Source organism: Mycobacterium sp. NGS69, assembly GCF_059812165.1.
In genome coordinates, this window is sequence record NZ_JCALCD010000006.1 from 153,579 (window position 1) to 173,455 (window position 19,877).

21 protein-coding genes are annotated in these 19,877 nt (G+C 66.3%); 18 read left to right on the forward strand and 3 right to left on the reverse strand.

What is annotated here, in order from left to right:
• Positions 1-69: 69 nt before the first annotated feature.
• The 10 genes from AC5Y2S_RS18980 to AC5Y2S_RS19025 are packed head-to-tail and all read left to right on the forward strand — an operon-like array spanning position 70 to position 9,006.
• Positions 70-840, forward strand: a complete 771-nt coding sequence (locus AC5Y2S_RS18980; RefSeq protein WP_499957593.1) for an enoyl-CoA hydratase/isomerase family protein — start codon at positions 70-72, stop codon at positions 838-840.
• Entirely contained in the window at positions 837-1,640 is an 804-nt protein-coding gene (locus AC5Y2S_RS18985; protein WP_499957595.1) for an enoyl-CoA hydratase/isomerase family protein, read from the forward strand. The genes AC5Y2S_RS18980 and AC5Y2S_RS18985 overlap by 4 nt, the downstream gene beginning before the upstream one ends.
• Positions 1,637-2,422, forward strand: coding sequence for an enoyl-CoA hydratase/isomerase family protein (locus AC5Y2S_RS18990; protein ID WP_499957596.1), 786 nt, complete (start codon positions 1,637-1,639; stop codon positions 2,420-2,422). The genes AC5Y2S_RS18985 and AC5Y2S_RS18990 overlap by 4 nt, the downstream gene beginning before the upstream one ends.
• A 22-nt stretch (positions 2,423-2,444) precedes the next feature.
• The gene (locus tag AC5Y2S_RS18995; protein ID WP_499957598.1) at positions 2,445-3,716 is read left to right on the forward strand and encodes an aromatic ring-hydroxylating oxygenase subunit alpha; all 1,272 of its coding nucleotides are present in this window, start codon (positions 2,445-2,447) and stop codon (positions 3,714-3,716) included.
• Positions 3,713-4,246: an aromatic-ring-hydroxylating dioxygenase subunit beta gene (locus AC5Y2S_RS19000; RefSeq protein ID WP_499957600.1), complete on the forward strand. Its 534-nt coding sequence runs from the start codon at positions 3,713-3,715 to the stop codon at positions 4,244-4,246. The genes AC5Y2S_RS18995 and AC5Y2S_RS19000 overlap by 4 nt, the downstream gene beginning before the upstream one ends.
• Before the next feature lie 6 nt (positions 4,247-4,252).
• Positions 4,253-4,507, forward strand: coding sequence for a hypothetical protein (locus tag AC5Y2S_RS19005; RefSeq protein ID WP_499957601.1), 255 nt, complete (start codon positions 4,253-4,255; stop codon positions 4,505-4,507).
• Entirely contained in the window at positions 4,504-5,715 is a 1,212-nt protein-coding gene (locus AC5Y2S_RS19010; protein WP_499957602.1) for an acetyl-CoA C-acetyltransferase, read from the forward strand. The genes AC5Y2S_RS19005 and AC5Y2S_RS19010 overlap by 4 nt, the downstream gene beginning before the upstream one ends.
• Positions 5,712-7,067 (forward strand): OB-fold domain-containing protein, encoded by a 1,356-nt coding sequence (locus AC5Y2S_RS19015; RefSeq protein WP_499957604.1) that lies wholly within the window; start codon positions 5,712-5,714, stop codon positions 7,065-7,067. The genes AC5Y2S_RS19010 and AC5Y2S_RS19015 overlap by 4 nt, the downstream gene beginning before the upstream one ends.
• Positions 7,060-8,253 carry an acetyl-CoA acetyltransferase gene (locus AC5Y2S_RS19020; RefSeq protein WP_499957606.1) on the forward strand — a complete coding sequence of 398 codons (1,194 nt, stop codon included), beginning with the start codon at positions 7,060-7,062 and terminating at the stop codon, positions 8,251-8,253. Before AC5Y2S_RS19015 ends, AC5Y2S_RS19020 begins: the two co-directional genes overlap by 8 nt.
• Before the next feature lie 30 nt (positions 8,254-8,283).
• Positions 8,284-9,006 (forward strand): hypothetical protein, encoded by a 723-nt coding sequence (locus tag AC5Y2S_RS19025; protein WP_499957607.1) that lies wholly within the window; start codon positions 8,284-8,286, stop codon positions 9,004-9,006.
• Between the two features lie 103 nt (positions 9,007-9,109).
• Here AC5Y2S_RS19025 and AC5Y2S_RS19030 read toward each other — a convergent pair whose 3' ends face one another.
• Complete coding sequence (locus AC5Y2S_RS19030; protein ID WP_499957609.1) at positions 9,110-9,673, reverse strand: TetR/AcrR family transcriptional regulator; 564 nt, start codon at positions 9,671-9,673, stop codon at positions 9,110-9,112.
• A 130-nt stretch (positions 9,674-9,803) separates the two neighbouring features.
• On the opposite strand from AC5Y2S_RS19030, the gene AC5Y2S_RS19035 reads away from it, so the two are divergent.
• Both AC5Y2S_RS19035 and AC5Y2S_RS19040 read left to right on the forward strand, forming a co-directional pair.
• Complete coding sequence (locus AC5Y2S_RS19035; RefSeq protein ID WP_499957610.1) at positions 9,804-10,667, forward strand: SDR family oxidoreductase; 864 nt, start codon at positions 9,804-9,806, stop codon at positions 10,665-10,667.
• Positions 10,668-10,697: 30 nt separating this feature from the next.
• Complete coding sequence (locus tag AC5Y2S_RS19040) at positions 10,698-12,380, forward strand: class I adenylate-forming enzyme family protein (RefSeq protein ID WP_499957612.1); 1,683 nt, start codon at positions 10,698-10,700, stop codon at positions 12,378-12,380.
• On the opposite strand, the gene AC5Y2S_RS19045 is transcribed toward AC5Y2S_RS19040, so the two are convergent.
• Positions 12,361-13,113 carry a hypothetical protein gene (locus tag AC5Y2S_RS19045; protein ID WP_499957613.1) on the reverse strand — a complete coding sequence of 251 codons (753 nt, stop codon included), beginning with the start codon at positions 13,111-13,113 and terminating at the stop codon, positions 12,361-12,363. The genes AC5Y2S_RS19040 and AC5Y2S_RS19045 overlap by 20 nt on opposite strands.
• Positions 13,114-13,129: 16 nt before the next feature.
• Positions 13,130-13,891 carry a PaaI family thioesterase gene (locus AC5Y2S_RS19050; protein ID WP_499957615.1) on the reverse strand — a complete coding sequence of 254 codons (762 nt, stop codon included), beginning with the start codon at positions 13,889-13,891 and terminating at the stop codon, positions 13,130-13,132.
• 378 nt (positions 13,892-14,269) lie between these two features.
• Between AC5Y2S_RS19050 and AC5Y2S_RS19055 the strand changes: the two genes are divergently transcribed.
• From AC5Y2S_RS19055 to AC5Y2S_RS19080, 6 genes are read left to right on the forward strand one after another with little or no spacing between them, the layout of a single operon-like run.
• Complete coding sequence (locus tag AC5Y2S_RS19055; RefSeq protein ID WP_499957617.1) at positions 14,270-14,674, forward strand: SCP2 sterol-binding domain-containing protein; 405 nt, start codon at positions 14,270-14,272, stop codon at positions 14,672-14,674.
• Between the two features lie 4 nt (positions 14,675-14,678).
• A complete protein-coding gene (locus AC5Y2S_RS19060) occupies positions 14,679-16,217 on the forward strand; it encodes an acyl-CoA synthetase (RefSeq protein ID WP_499957619.1) in 1,539 nt (512 codons plus the stop codon).
• Positions 16,214-17,479 carry a cytochrome P450 gene (locus AC5Y2S_RS19065; RefSeq protein ID WP_499957620.1) on the forward strand — a complete coding sequence of 422 codons (1,266 nt, stop codon included), beginning with the start codon at positions 16,214-16,216 and terminating at the stop codon, positions 17,477-17,479. Before AC5Y2S_RS19060 ends, AC5Y2S_RS19065 begins: the two co-directional genes overlap by 4 nt.
• Positions 17,480-17,486: 7 nt before the next feature.
• Positions 17,487-18,278 (forward strand): coniferyl-alcohol dehydrogenase, encoded by a 792-nt coding sequence (locus AC5Y2S_RS19070; protein WP_499957621.1) that lies wholly within the window; start codon positions 17,487-17,489, stop codon positions 18,276-18,278.
• Positions 18,279-18,296: 18 nt separating this feature from the next.
• Entirely contained in the window at positions 18,297-19,682 is a 1,386-nt protein-coding gene (locus AC5Y2S_RS19075) for an aldehyde dehydrogenase family protein (protein ID WP_499957622.1), read from the forward strand.
• Positions 19,682-19,873, forward strand: coding sequence for a ferredoxin (locus tag AC5Y2S_RS19080; protein WP_499957624.1), 192 nt, complete (start codon positions 19,682-19,684; stop codon positions 19,871-19,873). The genes AC5Y2S_RS19075 and AC5Y2S_RS19080 overlap by 1 nt, the downstream gene beginning before the upstream one ends.
• The last annotated feature ends 4 nt before the right edge of the window (positions 19,874-19,877 follow it).

Sequence of the window (19,877 nt, forward strand, 5' to 3'; positions counted from 1 at the left end):
GTCGCTCCTTGACCAGCGCGTCGCTGTCGTCACGGGTGGCGGTTACCGGCGCGGGCGGGGGATGCGCCGATGACACTGGTGCTACGCGACGTAGCCGACGGGATCGCCTGGATCACGCTCAATCGACCCGAGCGGATGAACGCCATCACCCTCGCCCTGGGCGGTGAGTTGGAGCAGGCGATCGTCGAATTGGGCAACGACCCCGCCGTCACCGTTGTCGTCATTCGGGGTGCGGAGGGAAACTTTTGCGCCGGTGGTGATTTCGATGAAGTGGAGTCCTTGCGGTCCCAAGGGCCGGACGCGCTGCGCCAACTGTTCGCGGCATTCCGCGGCGCCTGCGAAGCCGTCTCGCGCGTCGAGGCCCCGGTGGTCGCGGCGGTCGAAGGCGTCGCGATGGCGGGCGGGTTCGAGCTGATGCAGGCCTCCGACATCGCGCTGGTCAGCGAGGACGCCCGGATTGCCGACAACCACATCAAGTTCGGGATGATCCCGGGCGGCGGCAGCAGTCAGCGGCTGACGCGCCTGGTCGGCCGCCAGCAGGCGCTGGGCCTGCTGCTATCGGGGGACCGGATCTCCGGCGCCGACGCGGTGCGTCTCGGCCTGGCGTATCGCAGTTTCCCCCAGCCCGAGTTCGACGACGGCGTGCGACGGTTCGCGGCCGATCTGGCGGGCCGCCGGCGCGATGCCGTCGCGTCGGTGAAGCGGCTGGTCTACGCCAGCCTCGACGTCGCATTGTCGACCGGATTGGACGACGAAATCGATTCCGTGGTCGACCACATCTGCGGGCACGCCGGTCCGAACGGGGTGTCCGCATTTCGGCAGCGAGGAGTGCAGCGATGAGCACCGCAGGAACCACCGCACCGGTCGCTCTCGACGTCGCCGACGGCGTCGCCCGGCTGCGCCTGAATCGACCCGCGGCGTCCAACGGGATGAACGTCGAACTCCTCAAAGCGCTGCACGAGGAGATACTGGCGTGTCACGCCGATCCCGCGGTGCGAGTTGTTCTGCTCACCGGTGCGGGTCGCAATTTCTGTGCGGGTGGGGATATCCACACTTTCGAGTCGAAGGGTTCGAGCCTCCCGGACTACCTGCGCGAGGCGACGGCGTGGCTGCAACTGGCCACGGCTGCATTGATTCAGCTCAAGGCGCCGGTGGTGACCGCTGTCCAGGGTTTCGCCGCGGGCGGCGGCGGACTTGGATTGGTGTGCGCTTCCGACATCGTCGTCGCCGCACGCTCGGCGAAGTTCTTCTCGGGCGCGGTCCGGGTCGGCATGGCGCCCGACGGCGGCTCGTCGGTCACGCTGCCCCAGCTGGTCGGCCTGCGCCAGGCGCTGCGAATCCTGCTGACCAATCCGACGTTGACAGCCACCGAGGCGCTCGAGATCGGCCTGATCACCGAGGTGGTCGACGATGACGAACTAGCAAGCCGCGCTGAACAACTGGCGACCGAGCTCGCAGCCATGTCGGCCAAGGCGCTGTCCGCCACGAAACGGCTGGTTTGGAGTGGGCTCGGTTCATCGGTCGAGGAACGTCTGGCCGAGGAAGCGCGCACCGTCTCGGAACTGTCCGGAACCGCCGACGCGCTGGAAGGCCTGCGGGCCGTCATAGAACGCCGCAAACCGAATTTCACCGGCCAATGAGCGCCGACTGTGTCCTGGTCGAAGACCGCGCCGCGGTGCGGGTCATTACGCTGAACCGGCCCGACAAGCGCAACGCGATCGACATCCCGGTCCGCCTCGAGCTCGCCAAAGCGCTCGAGGATGCCGACGCCGACCGCTCGATCCGGGCCATCGTGCTCACCGGCGCGGGCCCTGCATTCTGCTCGGGCGGCGACATCGCCTCGATGGAGCCGCTCGCACCCGAGCCGGCCATGGAGCGGGTGCAGCTGGCGCAGAAGGTGATTCGCGCGATTTGGAAAACGCCCAAGCCCGTCATTGCCGCGGTGGAAGGCTCCGCCTACGGCGCAGGCGCCGCGCTCGCCGCGGCCTGCGACCGCGTCGTCGCCGCCACGAATGTGCGCTTCGCGACGACGTTCACCAACGTCGGACTGGCCGGCGACATGGGCATATTCGCCTCGCTGCCCAGGCGGGTCGGAATCGCCCGCGCTCGCCAGATGCTGATGATGCCGGCCCCCGTCGGGGCGCCCGCCGCACTGGAGATGGGCCTCGTCGACGCGCTCGCCGAACCGGGAACGGCGTTGCAGGTGGCGCTGACCGATGCCGAGCGCCTGGCCGCTGGTCCCGCACAAGCCTATGGGGCGATTAAATCGATGCTCGCCGCGGCGGCCTCCCTCGGCCCGATGGAGATCCTCGATCGCGAGGCCGAGAACCAGGCACAGTTGTTCGGCAGCGATGACTTCGCCGAGGGGGTCGCGGCATTCCGCGAAAAGCGCCGACCGGAGTTCGGAGCGGTACGGCAATGAATTGTCCCGAGAGGAGCCATAAGTGACCTCGCTGATTGAATCGGCCGCCGCCGCCGGCAGCCGCTACGAGCGCTTGATCAAACCCGACAAGGTGCACGGTTCGCTCTACACCGACCCGGACATCTTCGCCGAGGAACTGCGCAAGATCTGGTATCGCACTTGGGTATTCGTCGGACACGAGAGCGAGGTTTCCCAAGCCGGCGACTATGTGCGGAAGCGGCTCGGACTGCAGGACGTCATTATGACCCGAGACCGGGACGGCCAGCTGCACTTGCTGCTCAACCGTTGTTCGCACCGCGGCAACCAGGTCTGCGCCGACGCCAAAGGTAATTCGTCGACCTTCCGCTGTCCCTACCACGGGTGGACGTTCCGCAACACCGGCGAGCTCGTCGGTTTCCCGTTCTTCAAAGGCTACGGCGGGCGCGACCTGGACCTGCCGCTGGGGCGGGTGCCGCGAATGGACACCTACCGCGGTTTCGTGTTCGGCAGTTTCGCCACCGATGGCCCCAGCCTTGTCGAGCATCTCGGCGCCGCGGCCGGCGAGATCGACCGGCTGGCCAGGCTGTCGCCCGAAGGCCGAGTCGAGTTGAACGCCGGCTGGCTGCAGCATCAGACACGCGCCAACTGGAAGCTATTGGCGGAGAACGAAACCGATGGGTATCACCCGCAGTTCGTGCACGGCTCGATCTTCGGCGTCACCGGCAGTCCGATCGCCGCTTTGTACAGCGACACCTCGACAGCGGTGACGCGGGATTTGGGCAACGGTCACAGCGAAAACGATCTGCGGCCCGAATTCCGTAAGTTCGCCGAGCCGATGCGCTGGTTCGGCACCACCGAGGACCGGGTGCCCGACTATGTCGCCGCGATACGACAACGCTACGGGGCCGACGCGGAAAAAATCCTCATCGAGGGCGGCCCTCACGTCATGATCTTCCCGAACCTGTTCATCGCCGAGATCCAGGTCTTCAACATCCAACCGGTCGCGGTCGGCGAGTGCATCCAGTACTCCACGGCCGTCCAGCTGGCCGGCGCGCCGGAGTTGAACAAGCGGATGGTGTCGCAGTGCATGGGCTCGGTGGGACCCGCCGGCATGCTGCTGGCCGACGACACCGAAATGTACGAGCGCAATCAGCTCGGCATCGAGGCCCTGACGCCCGAGTGGCTCGACGTGCGCCGCGGACTCAGCCGGGAAAGCGTCGACGAGAACGGTTTCACCATCGGCGGAGCCACGGACGAGACCGGAATGCGCGGATTCTGGTCGCAGTACAAGACGTTGATGGAGGCGCACTCATGACGAGCACAGCCCTGGACAACGCCGCGGCGCTCGGGCCCGTCCCCGACGGCTTCGACCGCTGGGACGTGGAGCAGTTCCTCTACCGCGAAGCGCGTTACGCCGACGAATGTGACTACGACGCGTGGGAAGCGTTGTGGACCGATGACGCGCTCTACTGGGTTCCCGTAGCCTCCACCGAAGATCCGCTGCGGACGATGTCGGTGATCTACGACAACCGCAATCGGATCGCGACCCGGCTCAAGCAGGTTCGCACCGGAAAGCGCCACGCGCAGGCGCCGCCGTCCAACCTGCGGCGGATGCTGTCCAACATCGAATTCCTGGGCGGCCGCGCCAATCCCAGTGGTGGCGATGACCTGGAAGTCGGTGCGAACTTCCTCGTGTTGGAGTCCCGCGCCCGCGGCAACCACCTGTGGGGCGGTCGGGTGACCTACCGGCTGCGCCGCCAGGACGGCGGGTTGCGGTTGGCCTACAAGAAGGTCGTCCTGGTGGACAACGATCGGCCAATCCCCACGCTGGGCTTCCTGATCTGACTCACCATGACGATTGAATTCGGCGACAGCGAGTCCGTTAACGTGCCGGGCGACGGCCCGGTGATCGGCAGCGAATTCGCCCAAGTATCGGTGACTTTCGACACCACGGGAAATTCGCCGCGGCTAAGGTTGGAGGACCTTCGCTCCGGCCGGGTGCGTTACCTCGACGCGCTTGAGCTGGAAACGATCATCTGGCTGCCCGAGGAACGCCTGACCGCGCTGATGGATCCGTCGGCGGGACGCTGGCGGGGAAACGCGTGAAGCGGGCCGCGATCGTCAGCCCGCTTCGCACCGCCGTCGGCACGTTCGGCGGCAGCCTGCGTCCCCTGCGCGCCGAGGACCTCGCCGCCCGCGTCATCGAGGCGGTGGTGGAGCGTAGCGCCGTCGATCCGGCGGCCATCGAAGACGTCGTCTTCGCGCAGTCATACGCCAATTCCGAGGCACCGTGCATCGGACGATGGGCGGCGCTGCACGCCAACCTGCCGATCAGCGTCCCCGGCCTACAGATCGACCGGCGCTGCGGTGGCGGCCTACAGGCCGTGCTCACCGCGGCGATGATGGTGCAGACCGGCGCCGCCGACGTCGTGCTGGCCGGTGGCGTCGAATCGATGAGCAACATCGAGCACTACACCACCACCGCTCGGTGGGGCGCACGCTCCGGCAACCAGACGCTGTATGACCGGCTCGATCGCGGCCGCGAATTGTCGCAGCCCGTCTGGCGATTCGGTCCGATCAGCGGCATGATCGAGACCGCCGAGAACCTCGCGGTCGACTACGGCGTCGACCGTGACGCCGCCGACAGCTTCGCTGCACGCAGCCACCAGCGCGCCGACGCGGCCCAGCGTGCGGGCCGCTTCGACGACGAGATCGTTGCCGTGCAGGTGCCGCAGCGCAAGGGCGCGCCGATCGAATTCGCCGACGACGAGGGGATCCGCCCCGACACCACACCCGACACGCTGGGCCGCCTGCGCCCCCTGATGGGCGACGGCACGGTGACGGCCGGCAACTCCAGCCAGCAGAACGACGCCGCGGCGGCGTGCCTGGTGGTCGCCGAGGATCGACTCGACGACCTCGGCCTGCAGCCGCTCGGCTACCTCGAAGGGTGGGCGGCGATCGGCTGCGAGCCGTCCCGGATGGGCATCGGACCCGTGGGCGCGGTCGAAAAACTTTTCCGCAGAACCGGTTTGTACTTTGACGACCTGGCGCTGATCGAGATCAACGAGGCATTCGCCGTGCAGGTGCTGGCCGTCCTGGCCGGGTGGGGACTCAAGCTCGACGACGTCGACGACAGGCTGAACGTGAACGGCTCCGGTATCTCACTGGGGCACCCGATCGGTGCCACCGGGGTCCGGATCCTGGCCACCATGCTGCACGAGCTGCGCCGGCGCGGCGGCGGCTTGGCGCTGGAGACGATGTGCATCGGCGGCGGCCAGGGTATCGCCGCGATCTTCCGGGGGGCCCCGTCGTGACCGCTCTCGTCGGCTACGCCGCCTATCTGCCGCACTACCGGCTCGCGGGTGAGGACATCGGGCTGCGCCGCGGCGATCGCGTCGTCGCCGCGTTCGACGAGGACAGCACCACGATGGCGGTGGCCGCCGCTGCCGACATACCCGGTGCGCGCACCGCCAATGCGCTGTACTTCGCCACCAGCACGCCGGCCTACGCCGACAAGACGAACGCCACCGCGATCCACGCCGCGCTCGGCCTGCCGGAAGACAGCCTGGCGGTCGACTTCTGCGGATCGGGACGGAGCGGGTTTGCCGCCATCGTCGCGGCCGCCAGCACCGGTGGCCTAGCGCTCAGCGCCGACGTCCGGGTCGGCCGGCCTGGGTCGGCCGACGAGAAACTCGGCGGCGACGGCGCGGCCGCCCTGTTCTTCGGGGGCGGCGGTGCCGCCATCGCCGAGGTGATCGCCACGGCGTCGTTGACGGCGGAGTTCCTGGACCGCTGGCGCGCAACGACTTCGGTCACCGGGGAGCAGTGGGAGGAGCGGTTCGGCGCCGAGCGCTACGCGGACCTCATCCGTGCCGCGGTCGAGCGGGTGCTCGCCGCGGGGGGAGTGGTCGGCGCCGACCATGTGGTCCTCACGTGCCCGAACAGCGGGGTCGTCAAGCGAGCGGCAACCCTGGTGAAGGGGGAGAAGTCGGTGACGACCTCACCGATCGGCTTTTCGGGCGCCTGCGACGCGGCGCTCACACTTTGCGGTGTGCTCGACACCGCCGAGGCGGGGGAGACCATCCTCGTGCTGTCGGCGGTCGACGGCTGCGACGCGATGCTGCTGCGGACGACCGGCGCGCTGTCCAAGGCGCGGCAACCACACCCTGTCGTCGCGCAACGGGCCGGCGGTTTGCCCGTCGCCCACCTGACGTACCTGTCGTGGCGTGGGCTGGTCGAGTTGGAACCGCCGCGCCGTCCCGAACCGGACCGGCCGTCGGGGCCGGCCGCGGGGCGATCCGCGCCGTGGAAGTTCAGCCTCGCCGGGTCACGTTGTGCCGCTTGCGATTTTGTTCACCTGCCCCCGGGCCGCGTCTGCAAGGGCTGCGGCGCAACCGATCAGATGAGCGTCGCACCCGTTGCGGGCCTGAGCGGCACGGTCGCCACCTTCACCGTCGACCACCTGGCGTACTCACCGTCACCTCCGGTCGTTCAGGCCGTCGTCGACGTGGCCGGCGGGGGCCGTTTCACCTGCGAGGTGGCCGACGCCGAGCCCGAACGCATCCGCGTCGGCTCGACAGTCGGATTCGCCTTCCGGCGGCTGTTCACCGCGGCAAACGTGCACAACTACTTCTGGAAAGCCAGATTGGATGGACGCGATGGCTAGCAGGGGAATAGCCGGCAAGGTCGCGGTGGTGGCCATGGGCTGCTCGCGGTTCGGCGAGCGATGGGACAGCTCCGCCGACGATTTGCTGGTGGAGGCGATCGGCGAATGTCTGGCGTCGGTCCCGGAGTTGGACGCCGAGGACATCGACGCGTACTGGCTCGGCACCCTGAGCTCGGGCATGTCGGGTTTGACGCTGAGCCGTCCGCTGGGCATCGGGGACAAGCCGGTCACCCGCGTCGAGAACATGTGTGCCAGTGGATCGGAAGCGTTCCGCAACGCGTGTTATGCGGTCGCCTGCGGCGCCTACGACGTCGCGATGGCGGTCGGGGTGGAGAAGCTGAAGGACTCGGGGTTCTCCGGGCTGCTGCGCCAGGACCCGCCCGGCGATGGCACCGCGCCCGAACTGTCGATGACCGCGCCCGCCGCTTTCTCCCTGCTCGACCCGGCGTACTGCGCAAAGTACGGCGTCGACGCCGCCGAGATGCGTGCCGCGATGACGCACGTGGCGTGGAAGAACCATGCCAACGGCGCCCGTAATCCCAAGGCACAGTTTCGGTCTCCCGTCGCCAAGGAGACCATCGAGAAGGCGCCGACGGTCGCTGGAAGGCTCGGTGTCTTCGACTGCTCCGGGGTGTCCGACGGTGCCGCATGTGCGATCATCGTGCCCGCCGAGCATGCGCTGCGTTACACCGCAACGCCGATGTACGTGCGGGCGCTGTCGCTGATCGCCGGCTCGGGACGCGGCGCGATGGATTCGTGCTATGACTACACGAGCTTTCCCGAAGTGGTGCGCTCCGCCCGAGACGCCTACCAGCAGGCCGGCATCGACGATCCCCGCACCGCCTTTTCCTTGGTCGAGGTGCACGACTGCTTCACCCCCACCGAGATCGTTCTGATGGAGGACCTCGACTTCGCCGATCCCGGCCAGTCCTGGAAAGACGTGCTGGCAGGCGATTTCGATGCCGAGGGACGGTTGCCCGTCAACCCCGATGGGGGGTTGAAGTCGTTCGGGCATCCGGTGGGCGCCAGCGGGCTGCGGATGCTCTACGAGGCCTGGCTGCAGTTCCGCGGCGAGGCCGGCGAGCGGCAGCTGTCCGATCCGCACACCGCGCTCACGCACAACCTCGGTGGAAGACCGGGCGGCTGCGTGTCGTTCGTGTCGGTCGTGGGCCGGTCGCCGAGCTAGGCGCGTGGCGTAGAACCCGGAGGGCCCGACGTGACGACGACTTCCCGCAACCTCATGCTGTTGGTCTGGACCGGTCCGGTCGGCATCGCCCTCGTCTTGTTGGGCTGGATGGTGCTCGCCGGGTTTCTGCCACCGCCCTCACCCGCGCTGTCCTCGGACAGGGTCGCCGAGGTCTGGTCGGATCACACCAACCTTAAACGCCTCGGAATGGTTCTGTGCATCTGGGGCGGCTGCCTTTACGTCCCATTCACCGTCGCGGTCGGAATCCTGTTGCGCCGCAGCGAGACCGGTGACCGCGTCCTGTCCACCGCGCAAACTGCCCTGGGCACGTTTGGGACGGTGTTCTTCTCCCTGAATTTCATGGTGCTGGCGGTGGTTGCCTATCGGCCCGAGCAACCGGTCCAAGTCATTCAGCCACTGCACGATTTGGGCTTCGTGATGACGTTTTCGCCGGTCGCCCCGTTTACGTTTCAGTACTTCGTGATCGGCCTGGCGATATTGCAGGACAGAAACCCAGTGCCCGTGTTTCCGCGCTGGGTCGCGTACGTCAACTTCTGGGTCGCGATACTGCTGATACCGGCCAGCGCCATACCGTTCTTCAAGACCGGTCCGATGGCGTGGGACGGCATCCTCGCCTTCTGGATTCCGGTGGCGGTTTTCGTCGCGTGGTTCGTCGTGATGTTTTGGGTCATGCGTCAGGCGGTGATCCGCAGACCCGAGCAACCAGCCGGCGCAAACCCTGATCGCAGATAGTGTTTGCGCCATCGCGGCGCCGCCGGGGCGGGCATCGCTAAATCGCGTGCGCGACGGCCGGCCGTATCGCCGATAGCACTCTCGGGCAGGAACGAGCAGCTACTCAATCGCGGGGGACGGAGGCGAATCGGCCCGCGTCGAGCGCGTCGAGCAGCTGGCCGACGATCCACTCGAGGGCGGCCTTGTCGGGAGGCAGGGTCGCCTGCTCGTAGCCGACGAGCAGGTACACCGCCCAATCGGCGAACAGCTGTGCCTGGCGTTCGTCGCGCAGGATCTCCATCGCGGACTCGCGCAGGATCTGGTGGCGCTCAGCGTCGACGTCGACTTGGACCGCGTGCACATCCGGATCCGCGCTGCTCCATGCGCGGATCGCGGCTTCGGCGTGGTGCGGCAGGTTCAAACCGATGTCGATCATGCGGTCGATGCGCCGTCGTGGATCGGGTTCCGTTCGAATCCACTCCACCAGCCGGACGGTGTTGGCCTGCCGCCAGTAGTCGACCAGCTCCTTCGTGTATGTCGGCCAGTTCTCGAAGAAGTGATAAAACGAGCCGGTGGTGACCCCGAGCCGGTTGCACACCTCGGCCAGCTTGAGCCCGCCGTAGCCGAGGTCGGAGAGCACGTCGAGGCCCGTTTCCAAGTAGGCCACCCGCGACACGCCGCTCACCATGCTTGGGACTCTAGCTGGTAGGTGCCCGCTGGACCGATTGTCTCGGCCGCCGATGTGGTTGACGCCCGTCCATATTTTAATCTACGTTAAACTAAGCCGTCAGCGCGTCACACGAGCGAAGGAAGCAGAAGTGCCCGGAGTGCAGGACAAGGTCGTGATAGTCACCGGAGCCGGGGGAGGACTGGGCCGGGCCTACGCAAGGTTCCTCGCCGGCAACGGCGCGCTCGTCGTCGTCAACGACCTCGGCGGGGCGCGCGACGGGTCCGGATCGGGCACCAGCATGGCCGACGCGGTCGTCGAGGAGATCCGGGGTGACGGCGGCCGGGCGGTCGCCGACTACTCCAGCGTGGCCACCCGCGAGGGCGCCGAGGCGATCGTCGCCACCGCGATCGAGCACTTCGGCGCCGTGCACGGTGTGGTCAACAACGCGGGAATCCTGCGTGACGGGGCGTTCCACAAAATGACCGACGAGAACTGGCATGCCGTGCTCACGGTGCACCTCTACGGCGGCTACCACGTGACGCGAGCGGCGTGGCCGCACCTGCGCGAGCAGCAGTTCGGGCGCATCGTGATGGCGTCGTCGACGAGCGGGATATACGGCAATTTCGGTCAGGCCAACTATGGGGCCGCCAAGCTGGGACTGGTCGGCCTGATCAACACCCTGGCGATCGAAGGCGCGAAGTACGGGATAACGGCGAACGCGGTCGCTCCGATGGCGGCCACCCGGATGACGGCGGATATCGCGCCCCAGGAGGTCCTGGACAGGCTGGGTCCCGATCACGTCGCACCCGCGGTCGGATACCTGCTGTCCGAAGAGAATCAGGAATCCGGCTCGGTGTTCGTCGTCGGCGGCGGGCTGGTACAGCGGGTGGCACAGTTTCAGAACGACGGTGTCACCTTCGCCGAACCGCCGACTCTGGAGGAGATCACCAGTCGCTGGGCGGAGATCAGCGACATGTCGAACGCGAAGCTCGGCACCAATCCAGTGGGATAACAACGGGGCCAACGTGGTTGGAGCGGTCCGTTGACCACGAGCATCGAGGCGCGACGGCAGTCGCTTCGCGAGCGCTTCCCGGTGTGGCTACCGCGCGCGCTCGCCGAATGGCTTGACCTATGCGCCGAGCGGTATGGCGACCGGCCCCTCGTGCTGACCGACGACACGCGACTCAGCTATGCCGACGTGGCCGCCGAGTCCCGACGGCTGGCCGACGGTCTCGCCGCCCTCGGCGTTCGGCCCGGCGATCGCGTGGCCATGGTCATGGCGAATTACCGGGAATTCGTCACCGTGAAGTTTGCGATCGCTCGGGTCGGTGCGATCGCGGTGCCGCTCAACTACCTTTACCGGCAGGATGAATTGCGCTACGTCCTTGCCGATTCCGGATGCCGGGTAGTGGTCACCATGACGGAATTCCGCGGTCTCGACTATCAGTCGATGCTCGACGGGATCGCGCCGGGCTGGGACTCGCCGACGCCCGCCACGCCATGGACCGCGGTGCTGCTCGACACCGATGGGCGGGCGCGACTGGGACGCCTGACGGTGGCCGGCCTCGCCGCGCTCGGGGACGAGAACAACGGCGCCAGCGCCGGGTTGGTCGTCGACCCCCACGATGCTGGCGACATGCTGTACACCTCCGGCACCACCGGCTCACCCAAGGGTGTGCTGGTCACCCACGACGCCGTGCTGCGAACGGCGTACGCATCGGCGCTGACCCGCGCGTACGAGGACGGCAGGCGCATATTGTTCTCGCTGCCCTGCTATCACATGTTCGGCTATATCGAAGGATTGCTGTCGGTCACGTTCGTCGGCGGCGCGATCATCCCGCAAACCACCTTCAGCGCCAAGGGCTATTTCGCCGGTATCGAGGGCCACCGCGCCAGCGACATCTTGTGTGTTCCCACCATGGCCGTCGCGATGATTGAAAGCCCGGCCCGCGAGCGGCACGACCTCGGCTCGCTGAAGGCGATCCTGTGCGGATCGGCGCCGGCACCGGCCTGGCTGTGGCGGCGAATCGAGGCGGATTTCGGCGTCAGTGAGATCGTCACCGGCTACGGGATGACCGAGTGCGGGGGCGCGATGACGCTGACCCGACCCGAAGAGTCGCTGCGCCTCACATCCGAAACCGTCGGAAAGCCAAAAATGGCCGGCGCCGCGTCGGTTTCGGGCACCGATGCCCTCGTCGTCTACAAAGCGGTGGATCCCGAAACGGGCGAGGATCTGCCCATCGGTGAGGAAGGCGAATTGGCGTCATCGGGGCCGACTGCGATGTTGGGGTACTGGAACCGGCCCGAGGAGACCGCGGCGACCCTGCGGGACGGGTGGCTCTTGTCCGGGGACCTCGGTCGCGTACGCGCCGACGGCTACCTTCAAGTGACCGGCCGCAGCAGAGAACTGTACAAGAGCGGCGGGGAACTGGTGATGCCCAAAGAGATCGAGGACCTTTTGGCGGGGCATGACGAGATCAGCCAGGTCTTCGCCATCGGTTTGCCCGATGACCGCTGGGGCGAGATCGGTTGTGTCGTCGTCGTTCCGGCGCCAAGCGCGATCCTGACCGAAAGCGATGTGCTCGATATCTGCCGGGCGAAGCTGGCACGCTTCAAGGTGCCCAAACGGGTGGTGTTCTACCGCGCGGAGGACCTACCCACCACGGCGACGGGCAAGGTGCAAAAGTTCAGGCTCGTGCAGCAACTCACGTCGACGGGGCATTGACGCGGTCAGCTGTCGTGCCGACGCCGGCAACCCCGTCGTTCGTCTTGGTCCGCGCCCGCATCCGCGCGACCGCGACGGTGACGCCGACCAACATCACGAACGCGGCGACGCCGGTAAGAAGGTATTGCCAGCTCGCAAAGGCGCCGCCGTAGTAGCCGGCCGTCACTCCCCACCAGAGCACGACCATCGCGGCGAAACAGCCGTAAATGAGTGGGATTTGCGCCACGGCGGATCGCCGGCGCAGGAGCAGAGCCGTGGTGGCGACCGGAAGCAGGAACAGCGTGATCGCGGGCACGGCCTGGTAGAGCGGATCGTCCCAGACGACCTTCATGTACTCCCAGATGATCACGAATGCCGCGGCGCCGCCGACAACCAGAGCGGTCCATTGTGCCTGCGTGCCGTTCGGAAGGTACTCTGCCCGCCCGACTTTGATGGCCTGGGCGAAGAAGATCAACTCGAGGATCAGCGCGCTGAGCAGGCCCAACCAGAACAGCTTGAGGAACCAGTGGTCGTATACGTTGAACCAGGTATTGAAGCGGGCTACGACGCCGAGGTCGTGGGCGAACCACAAGAAGGTACAGGGCAACGGGATCGAGATCCAGCCTTCGCGCCGCGTCATGATGACCGCGGCGATCATCGCGATGCTCTGTAGCACCATGGAAAGCCCGAAGCCCACCAGGATCGGAACCGTGTGGTTGTCGATGGCTTCGAGAATCGTGTGCGCGTCGTACATTCACGAATGGTATCGGTTATGCGCGGGCGTCTGGTTGTCGTACACGATAGGTAACGGTCGATCGAGTGCACACGCCGCCATCCGCGGCCCGGCCAAGCACGTCGACCACAGCGGAGGTGGACCCGACGCGCTGTATGTCGGCTCGCACCGTGATCGCTGTGTCGCCACGTCCGGGTCGAAGAAATATCGTGTGCAACCCTGCTGGAACCAACGCCGGATTATGGTGCGCGACAGCCCGAGACGCCGCCATTTCCACCAGGCAGGCCCACACGCCGCCGTGCACGAAGCCCATGAAGTTGGTCCATGGCGACGGCTCGGACAACGTGAGTAGGACGGCGCCGTCACCCGCGCTGTGATCGACACCCAGGTAGTCGTCGATGTTCGCGGCCGGGCGGCGCGTAGGCGGCGTCGCCGGCGGCGCCTGGCGCGGCGCAACGGCCTCGGCCGGCACGGGCCGACGATGTAGCCAGGCGGCGTAGGTGGCGAGGAGATTGCCTTGCTCATCGTTGAGCTGGCCCCGCGCGTAGCCGCCGCCGGCATCGACCATCGCGGCATCGGCGGCCGCCCGCAGCCTGGTGAGCACCGGGACGGGCGCCAGGAAGTCAACCGCGATTTGCGACGTCACCAACCACCAGCCCGCGGGACGTTGAGCGAAGATGCTCTCACCCATCACGTGATCCAGCGCCGTGACGATCACGCCGGATTGCGTCTGCCCCAGGGTGTTTCGTGACCACGGACCCAGCACGACATCGCACTGCCGCTGGCTGCCGGAGCCCACACAGTTCTGCAGCCCAAATTGGACCTCCACCGATGTGGGGTCGTCGACCTCACAGGGCCTCGTCGTCACATGTCACCCCTGCTGGCCTGGTAGAAACCGATGCGGGCCAACCTACCAAACGAATTTAACCTGCTCTAGAAAATTCCGGCTTGGCAGCCCGTATCGCAGCGGTATGCCTGCGTGGTTGGGGTTTAATCCCGGTTAAGGGGACGCGCCCGCGGCGGAAAGTCGAACACTCAGGGGGCCTTGACCATAAGTCGGCTTATGGTACTGTCTCTGTGACGGGGGTCATAGGTGGCCAACAAGGGTTGATCATGCGACGCCCCCAGTTGCTCGGATCAGAATCTAATCAAAAATAGATTTGGGAGAACAAGAACAATGGGGTTCAAGAACTCGGCGGAGGTCGCGAAGTACATCGGCGGCATTTTCGAGACCGCCTTCGACGATCCGGAGATCGCTCCCAAACTGGTTGACACCGGGCTCGTGGTGGCGTTCGCCTTCACCGACCCCGAAGCCCTCGTCGTCATCGACATGGCGAACAAGTCGGTACGCGAGGGGCTGGAGGGCGGAGCGGCGCCGACCGCGACGATGTCGATGACGGCCGACACCGGTAACGGATATTGGCAGGGCAAGGTAAATCTGCCGCTGGCCATGGCCAAGAAGAAGATCAAAGTCGAGGGCAACGTGGCGAGCCTGCTGAAGCTGGCTCCACTCGGCAAGAAGCTCTACCCCGGCTATATCGAGCGGCTGAAGAACGACGGTCGCGACGACCTCCTCGTCTAATCACATGTTTCCAGGTACCCATGCGGCTTCTGCGCCCGATCGGCCGGCCGTGATCGTGGCCGAGTCCGGCCGGACACTTACCTACCGAGAACTTGACGACAATTCGGCTCGGCTGGCGTCGGCGCTGCATGCGCTGGGCTTGCGCAAGGGCGACGTCATCGCCATGGTGTCGGACAACGCCCCTGAGGCGTTCGAGATCTACTGGGCTGCGCTACGTTCCGGTCTGTACGTGACGGCCGTCAACTGGCATCTGGCGGCCGAGGAAGCTGCCTACATCGTGAGCGACAGCGGGGCGCAAGTGGTCATCGCTTCCGCCGGAGTGGCCGAACTCGCCGAGCGGCTGCCCGAAATGGTTCCCGAGGTGCGGCATTGGTACTCCTTCGGTGCCGCCATCACCGGGTACTTGCCGTACGGCGCGCTCTTGGCCACGACGGATAGCCGGCTGAGCGATCAGCCGCGCGGTTCGGAGATGTTGTACTCCTCGGGCACCACGGGACGGCCCAAGGGCATCAAGCCGCACCTGTTGCCGATCCAGGTTGACGAGCCGGGCGACCCACTGATCGGGCTTTTGGCGCATGCCTTCCAGATCTCTCATGAGGACGTCTACCTGTCACCGGCGCCGATCTATCACACCGCCCCGCTGAAGTGGTGCGGCGGCGTTCAGGCGCTGGGCGGCACGGTGATTTTGATGGAGCGCTTCGATGCCGAGAAGGCACTGGCCGCCATCGAGAAGTACCGTGTGACCGTCACTCAGATGGTTCCGACGATGTTCGTGCGCATGCTCCAATTGCCGCAGACCATTCGCAATTCTTTCGACGTCTCTTCGCTACGCATGGCGGTGCACGCGGCCGCCCCCTGCCCACCGGACGTCAAGGACGCGATGATCGGCTGGTGGGGCCCGATCCTCGTCGAGTACTACGGCGCGACGGAGCAGCACGGCACAACTGTGATCACCGCTTCCGAGTGGGAAAGCAAGCGTGGCTCGGTTGGCAAGGCCGCCCTCGGCGTCCTGCACATCTGCGACGACGATGGCACCGAGCTACCTGTGGGCATGGTTGGCACCGTCTACTTCGAACGCGACGTCGTGCCCTTCGAGTATCACAACGATCCCGAAAACACGGCCGCCTCAAGGCATTCGGCACACCAGAACTGGGCCACCGTCGGAGACATCGGCTATGTCGACGAGGATGGCTACCTGTTCTTGACCGACCGCAAGGCATTCATGATCATCTCCGGCGGGGTGAACATCTACCCCCAGGAAGTCGAGAACGTCCTCGCGCTGCACCCGAAGGTCTTCGATGTCGCGGTGATCGGGGTGCCCGACCCGGAGATGGGCGAACAGGTCAAGGCGGTGGTTCAATTGCGGCCCGGGACAACGCCATCGGCCGAACTATCCGACGAGATCATCAACTACGTCCGGGACCGCATCGCCCATTACAAGGCGCCCCGGAGCGTCGACTTCGTCGACGAGCTACCGCGAACAGCCACCGGGAAGCTCGTGAAAAGAACTCTCAAAGCCCGTTACATGGAGGCACGCGCATGACCACTGAGACAACCCCGAAGATCGACCGCCCGCCCTTCGATCCGGTAAGTATCTCTTCGCTCGAGTTCTGGGCGCAGAGCTTCGACGAACGCGAGAAGGCGTTCAAGATCCTGCGCGACGAACGCCCGGTCAGCTGGCACCCCCCGATCGAGGGTTCCATGATGGAGCCCGAGATCGATGGGGTCTGGGTGGTAACCCGGAATGAGGACGTCTGCTACGTCAGCAAGAATCCGGAGCTCTTCTGCTCGGGGCAGGGCATCACATTCGAGGCGGTTCCCGAAGAGATGCTCGAGGCTGCCCAGTCGTTCCTGGGCATGGACGGCGCCAAGCACTCGAGCCTGCGCAGGCTCGTCAGCTCGGTGTTCACCCCACGGCAGGTCGCCAAGATCAAGGACCAGATCGACCGCCAGGCGAAGTCCATCGTCGACGATCTGCTGAAGACGAAGGAGGGTGACTTCGTCGAGCAGGTGGCCAAACGCCTGCCGATGTGGACCATCTACGAGATGCTCGGCCTGCCCGAGGACGAGCGCGACGAGGCGGCGCACCTGGCCGACGGCATGGTGGCCTGGGCCGACCCGGACGTCGCGGCCGGTCGCGAACCCGCCGAAGTGCTGACTGATTCGCTCGTCGGACTGCTCAACATCGGGATCGGCCTGGCCGAGAAACGGCGGGAGCACCCGCAGAACGACCTGATGAGCTCGCTGGTGCAGGCCGAAGTGGACGGCCGGAGACTTACCGACGACGACCTCGGCCCGTACTTCGTGCTGCTGTCCGTGGCCGGTAACGACACCACCCGCACCACCACCACCTTCACCACCCTCGCGTTGCAGCAATTCCCCGAGCAAAAGGCGCTGCTGGAGCAGGACTTCGACGGCCGCATCAAGGTCGCCATCGAAGAATTCGTGCGCTGGACAACCCCCGTAATGACGTTCCGGCGCACCGCCACCCAGGACACCGAGCTGCACGGCCAGCACATCCGCGAGGGTGACTGGGTGACGATGGTCTACTCCTCGGCCAACCGCGACGAGCGAGTGTTCACCAACCCCTACGAGTTCGACATCACCCGATCGCCCAACCCCCACGTCGCGTTCGGCGGTGGCGGCCCGCACTTCTGCATGGGGGCCTTCATGGCGAAGATGCAGCTGGAATCGATCTTCCGCGAGCTGATCTTCCGGGCGCCCACCCTGCGGGTCGGGGAGCCCGAGTATCTGACCGGAAACTTCATCACGGCAGTCAAATCCCTGCCCTACACCCTCGATTAGGAGAATCATGGCCGACTTCAGGGGCGAGCGCTACGTCGTCACCGGCGCCGCATCAGGCATCGGCCACGCGGTGGCCGAGCGACTCCTATCCGCGGGCGCCGAGGTCTACTGCCTGGACCGCAACCAACCGAAAGCCAAAGTGACCCAACACATTGAGGTCGACCTGGCCAACCCGCACAGCATCGACACCGCCCTCGAGCAACTCGACGGCGACTTCGACGGCCTGATGAATATCGCCGGCATTCCGGGCACCGCGCCCGCCGAGTTGGTGTTGGCCGTCAACAGCCTCGCCGTGCGCCACCTCACCGAGTCGTTCTTCGAACGCCTACGGCTGGGCGGTTCGGTCACCATCGTGTCCTCGACCGCCGGGTTTGGCTGGCCGCTGCGGCTCGACACGATTCGTGACCTGCTGGCCACGGATACCTACGAGGAGGGCGCGGCCTGGTTCAAGGCCAACCCTCAGCAGGGTAACGCCTACAACTTTTCCAAGGAAGTCACCACCGTCTACGCCATGTCGATGGGTTTGGCGTTGGCGGAGATGGGATTTCGCATCAACGCGGTGTTGCCCGGGCCGGTGGAGACGCCGATCCTGGTTGACTTCGAGGAGTCGATGGGCAAGGACACCCTCGACGGGCTGAAGAATCTGCTGGGCAGGCACGCCGACCCGGACGACATCGCCGGCGTGGTGCTTTTCCTGGCCTCCGACGACGCCCGGTGGGTCAACGGCCAGGCGCTCGCGGTCGACGGCGGCATCAGTGGAGCGGTTGCGAGTGGCGTCGTGCCGGCCCCCGAAATCTGAGCTGCCCAAGGAGTATCCGTGACTATCCATGCCGTCCAGACGACCGATAGCGCCGGCGTGCTCGCCGACCTCAGGCGGGTCTTCGCCACCGGGCGCACCCGTCCCGTGGAGTGGCGATTGGCGCAACTGCGCGGGATCGAGCGGTTCGTCGAGGAGCGGGAGCCTGAGATCGCCGCGGCGCTGGCCGACGACCTGGGTCGCTCCCCTGCGGAGGCGTGGCTGGGTGACATCGCATCGACCAAGGGCGAAGCTGTCTACGCGCGCAAGCATCTGAAAAGGTGGATGCAGAAGCGCCGCGAGGCATTGCCGTTGGCGCAGCTGCCCGGCCGCGGATGGGTGCAATACGACCCACTGGGTGTCGTGCTGGTCATCGGGCCGTGGAACTACCCGCTGTATCTGAGCCTGGCGCCACTGGTCGCCGCGGTCGCGGCCGGCAACTGTGCGGTGATCAAACCCTCCGAGCTGGCGCCCGCCACGTCGGCGCTCTTGGCCAGGCTGCTGCCGCGCTATGTCGATCCCGAGGCCGTGCGGGTCGTCGAGGGCGATGCCGCGATCACCCAGGAGCTGCTGGCGGCCGGATTCGACCACGTCTTGTTCACCGGCGGCACCGAGGTCGGCAAGAAGATCATGGCCGCGGCGGCACCGACCCTGACCCCGGTGACGCTGGAACTGGGCGGCAAGAGTCCCGTGATCGTCACGGCCGACGCCGACATCGACGTCGCCGCGCGGCGCATCGCCTGGGTCAAGCTGTTGAATTCCGGTCAGACCTGCATCGCGCCGGACTATGTGCTGGCCGATCACCGGATCGCCCAAGAATTGGTCGCCAAGATCGTCGCCAACGTGCGCGAGTTCCGTTCCGCCGAACCGGATCCGGCACTGCGGATCGTCAACCAACGCCAGTTCGACCGATTGGTCTCGCTGATCGCGACCACCGACGGCAAGGTGGTTACCGGCGGGCGGTCGGAGGCCTCGACGCTTCGGATCGAACCGACCGTGATCGTCGACCCATCGCCCGCCGACCCGGTGATGGCCGATGAGATCTTTGGACCGATACTGCCCGTCCTGACAGTCGAATCGCTCGATCAGGCAGTTGATTTCGTCAACAGCCGTCCGAAGCCCTTGGCCCTGTACATCTTTTCCTCGGGACAGCTCGGCGCCGATCTCATCGACCGCATCCCGTCCGGGGGCGCGGTGATCAACCACGTCGCCATGCATTGTCTGGTGCCGTCACTGCCATTCGGCGGTGTCGGCGCCAGCGGCATGGGCGCCTACCACGGCAAGTGGGGGTTCGAGACGCTCAGCCACCGGCGCGCGGTGCTGTCCAAACCGGCCAAACCCGATCCACGGCTGGTCTACCCGCCGTACAGCAGACGGGCCTTGGCCCTCATGCGGAGGTTGTTCTGATGAGGGTGAGGGTCGACACCGCCAAGTGTTCGGGAATCGGGTTGTGCGAGGCAACCGCGCCGACGGTGTTCGAGATCGGGGATGACGGCCAGTCGCACGTGATCAACCCCGAACCGTCGGACGACGAACGCGCGGCGGTCGAAGAGGCGGTAAACAGCTGCCCGACCGGCGCCTTATCCCTCGAGGACTAGACGC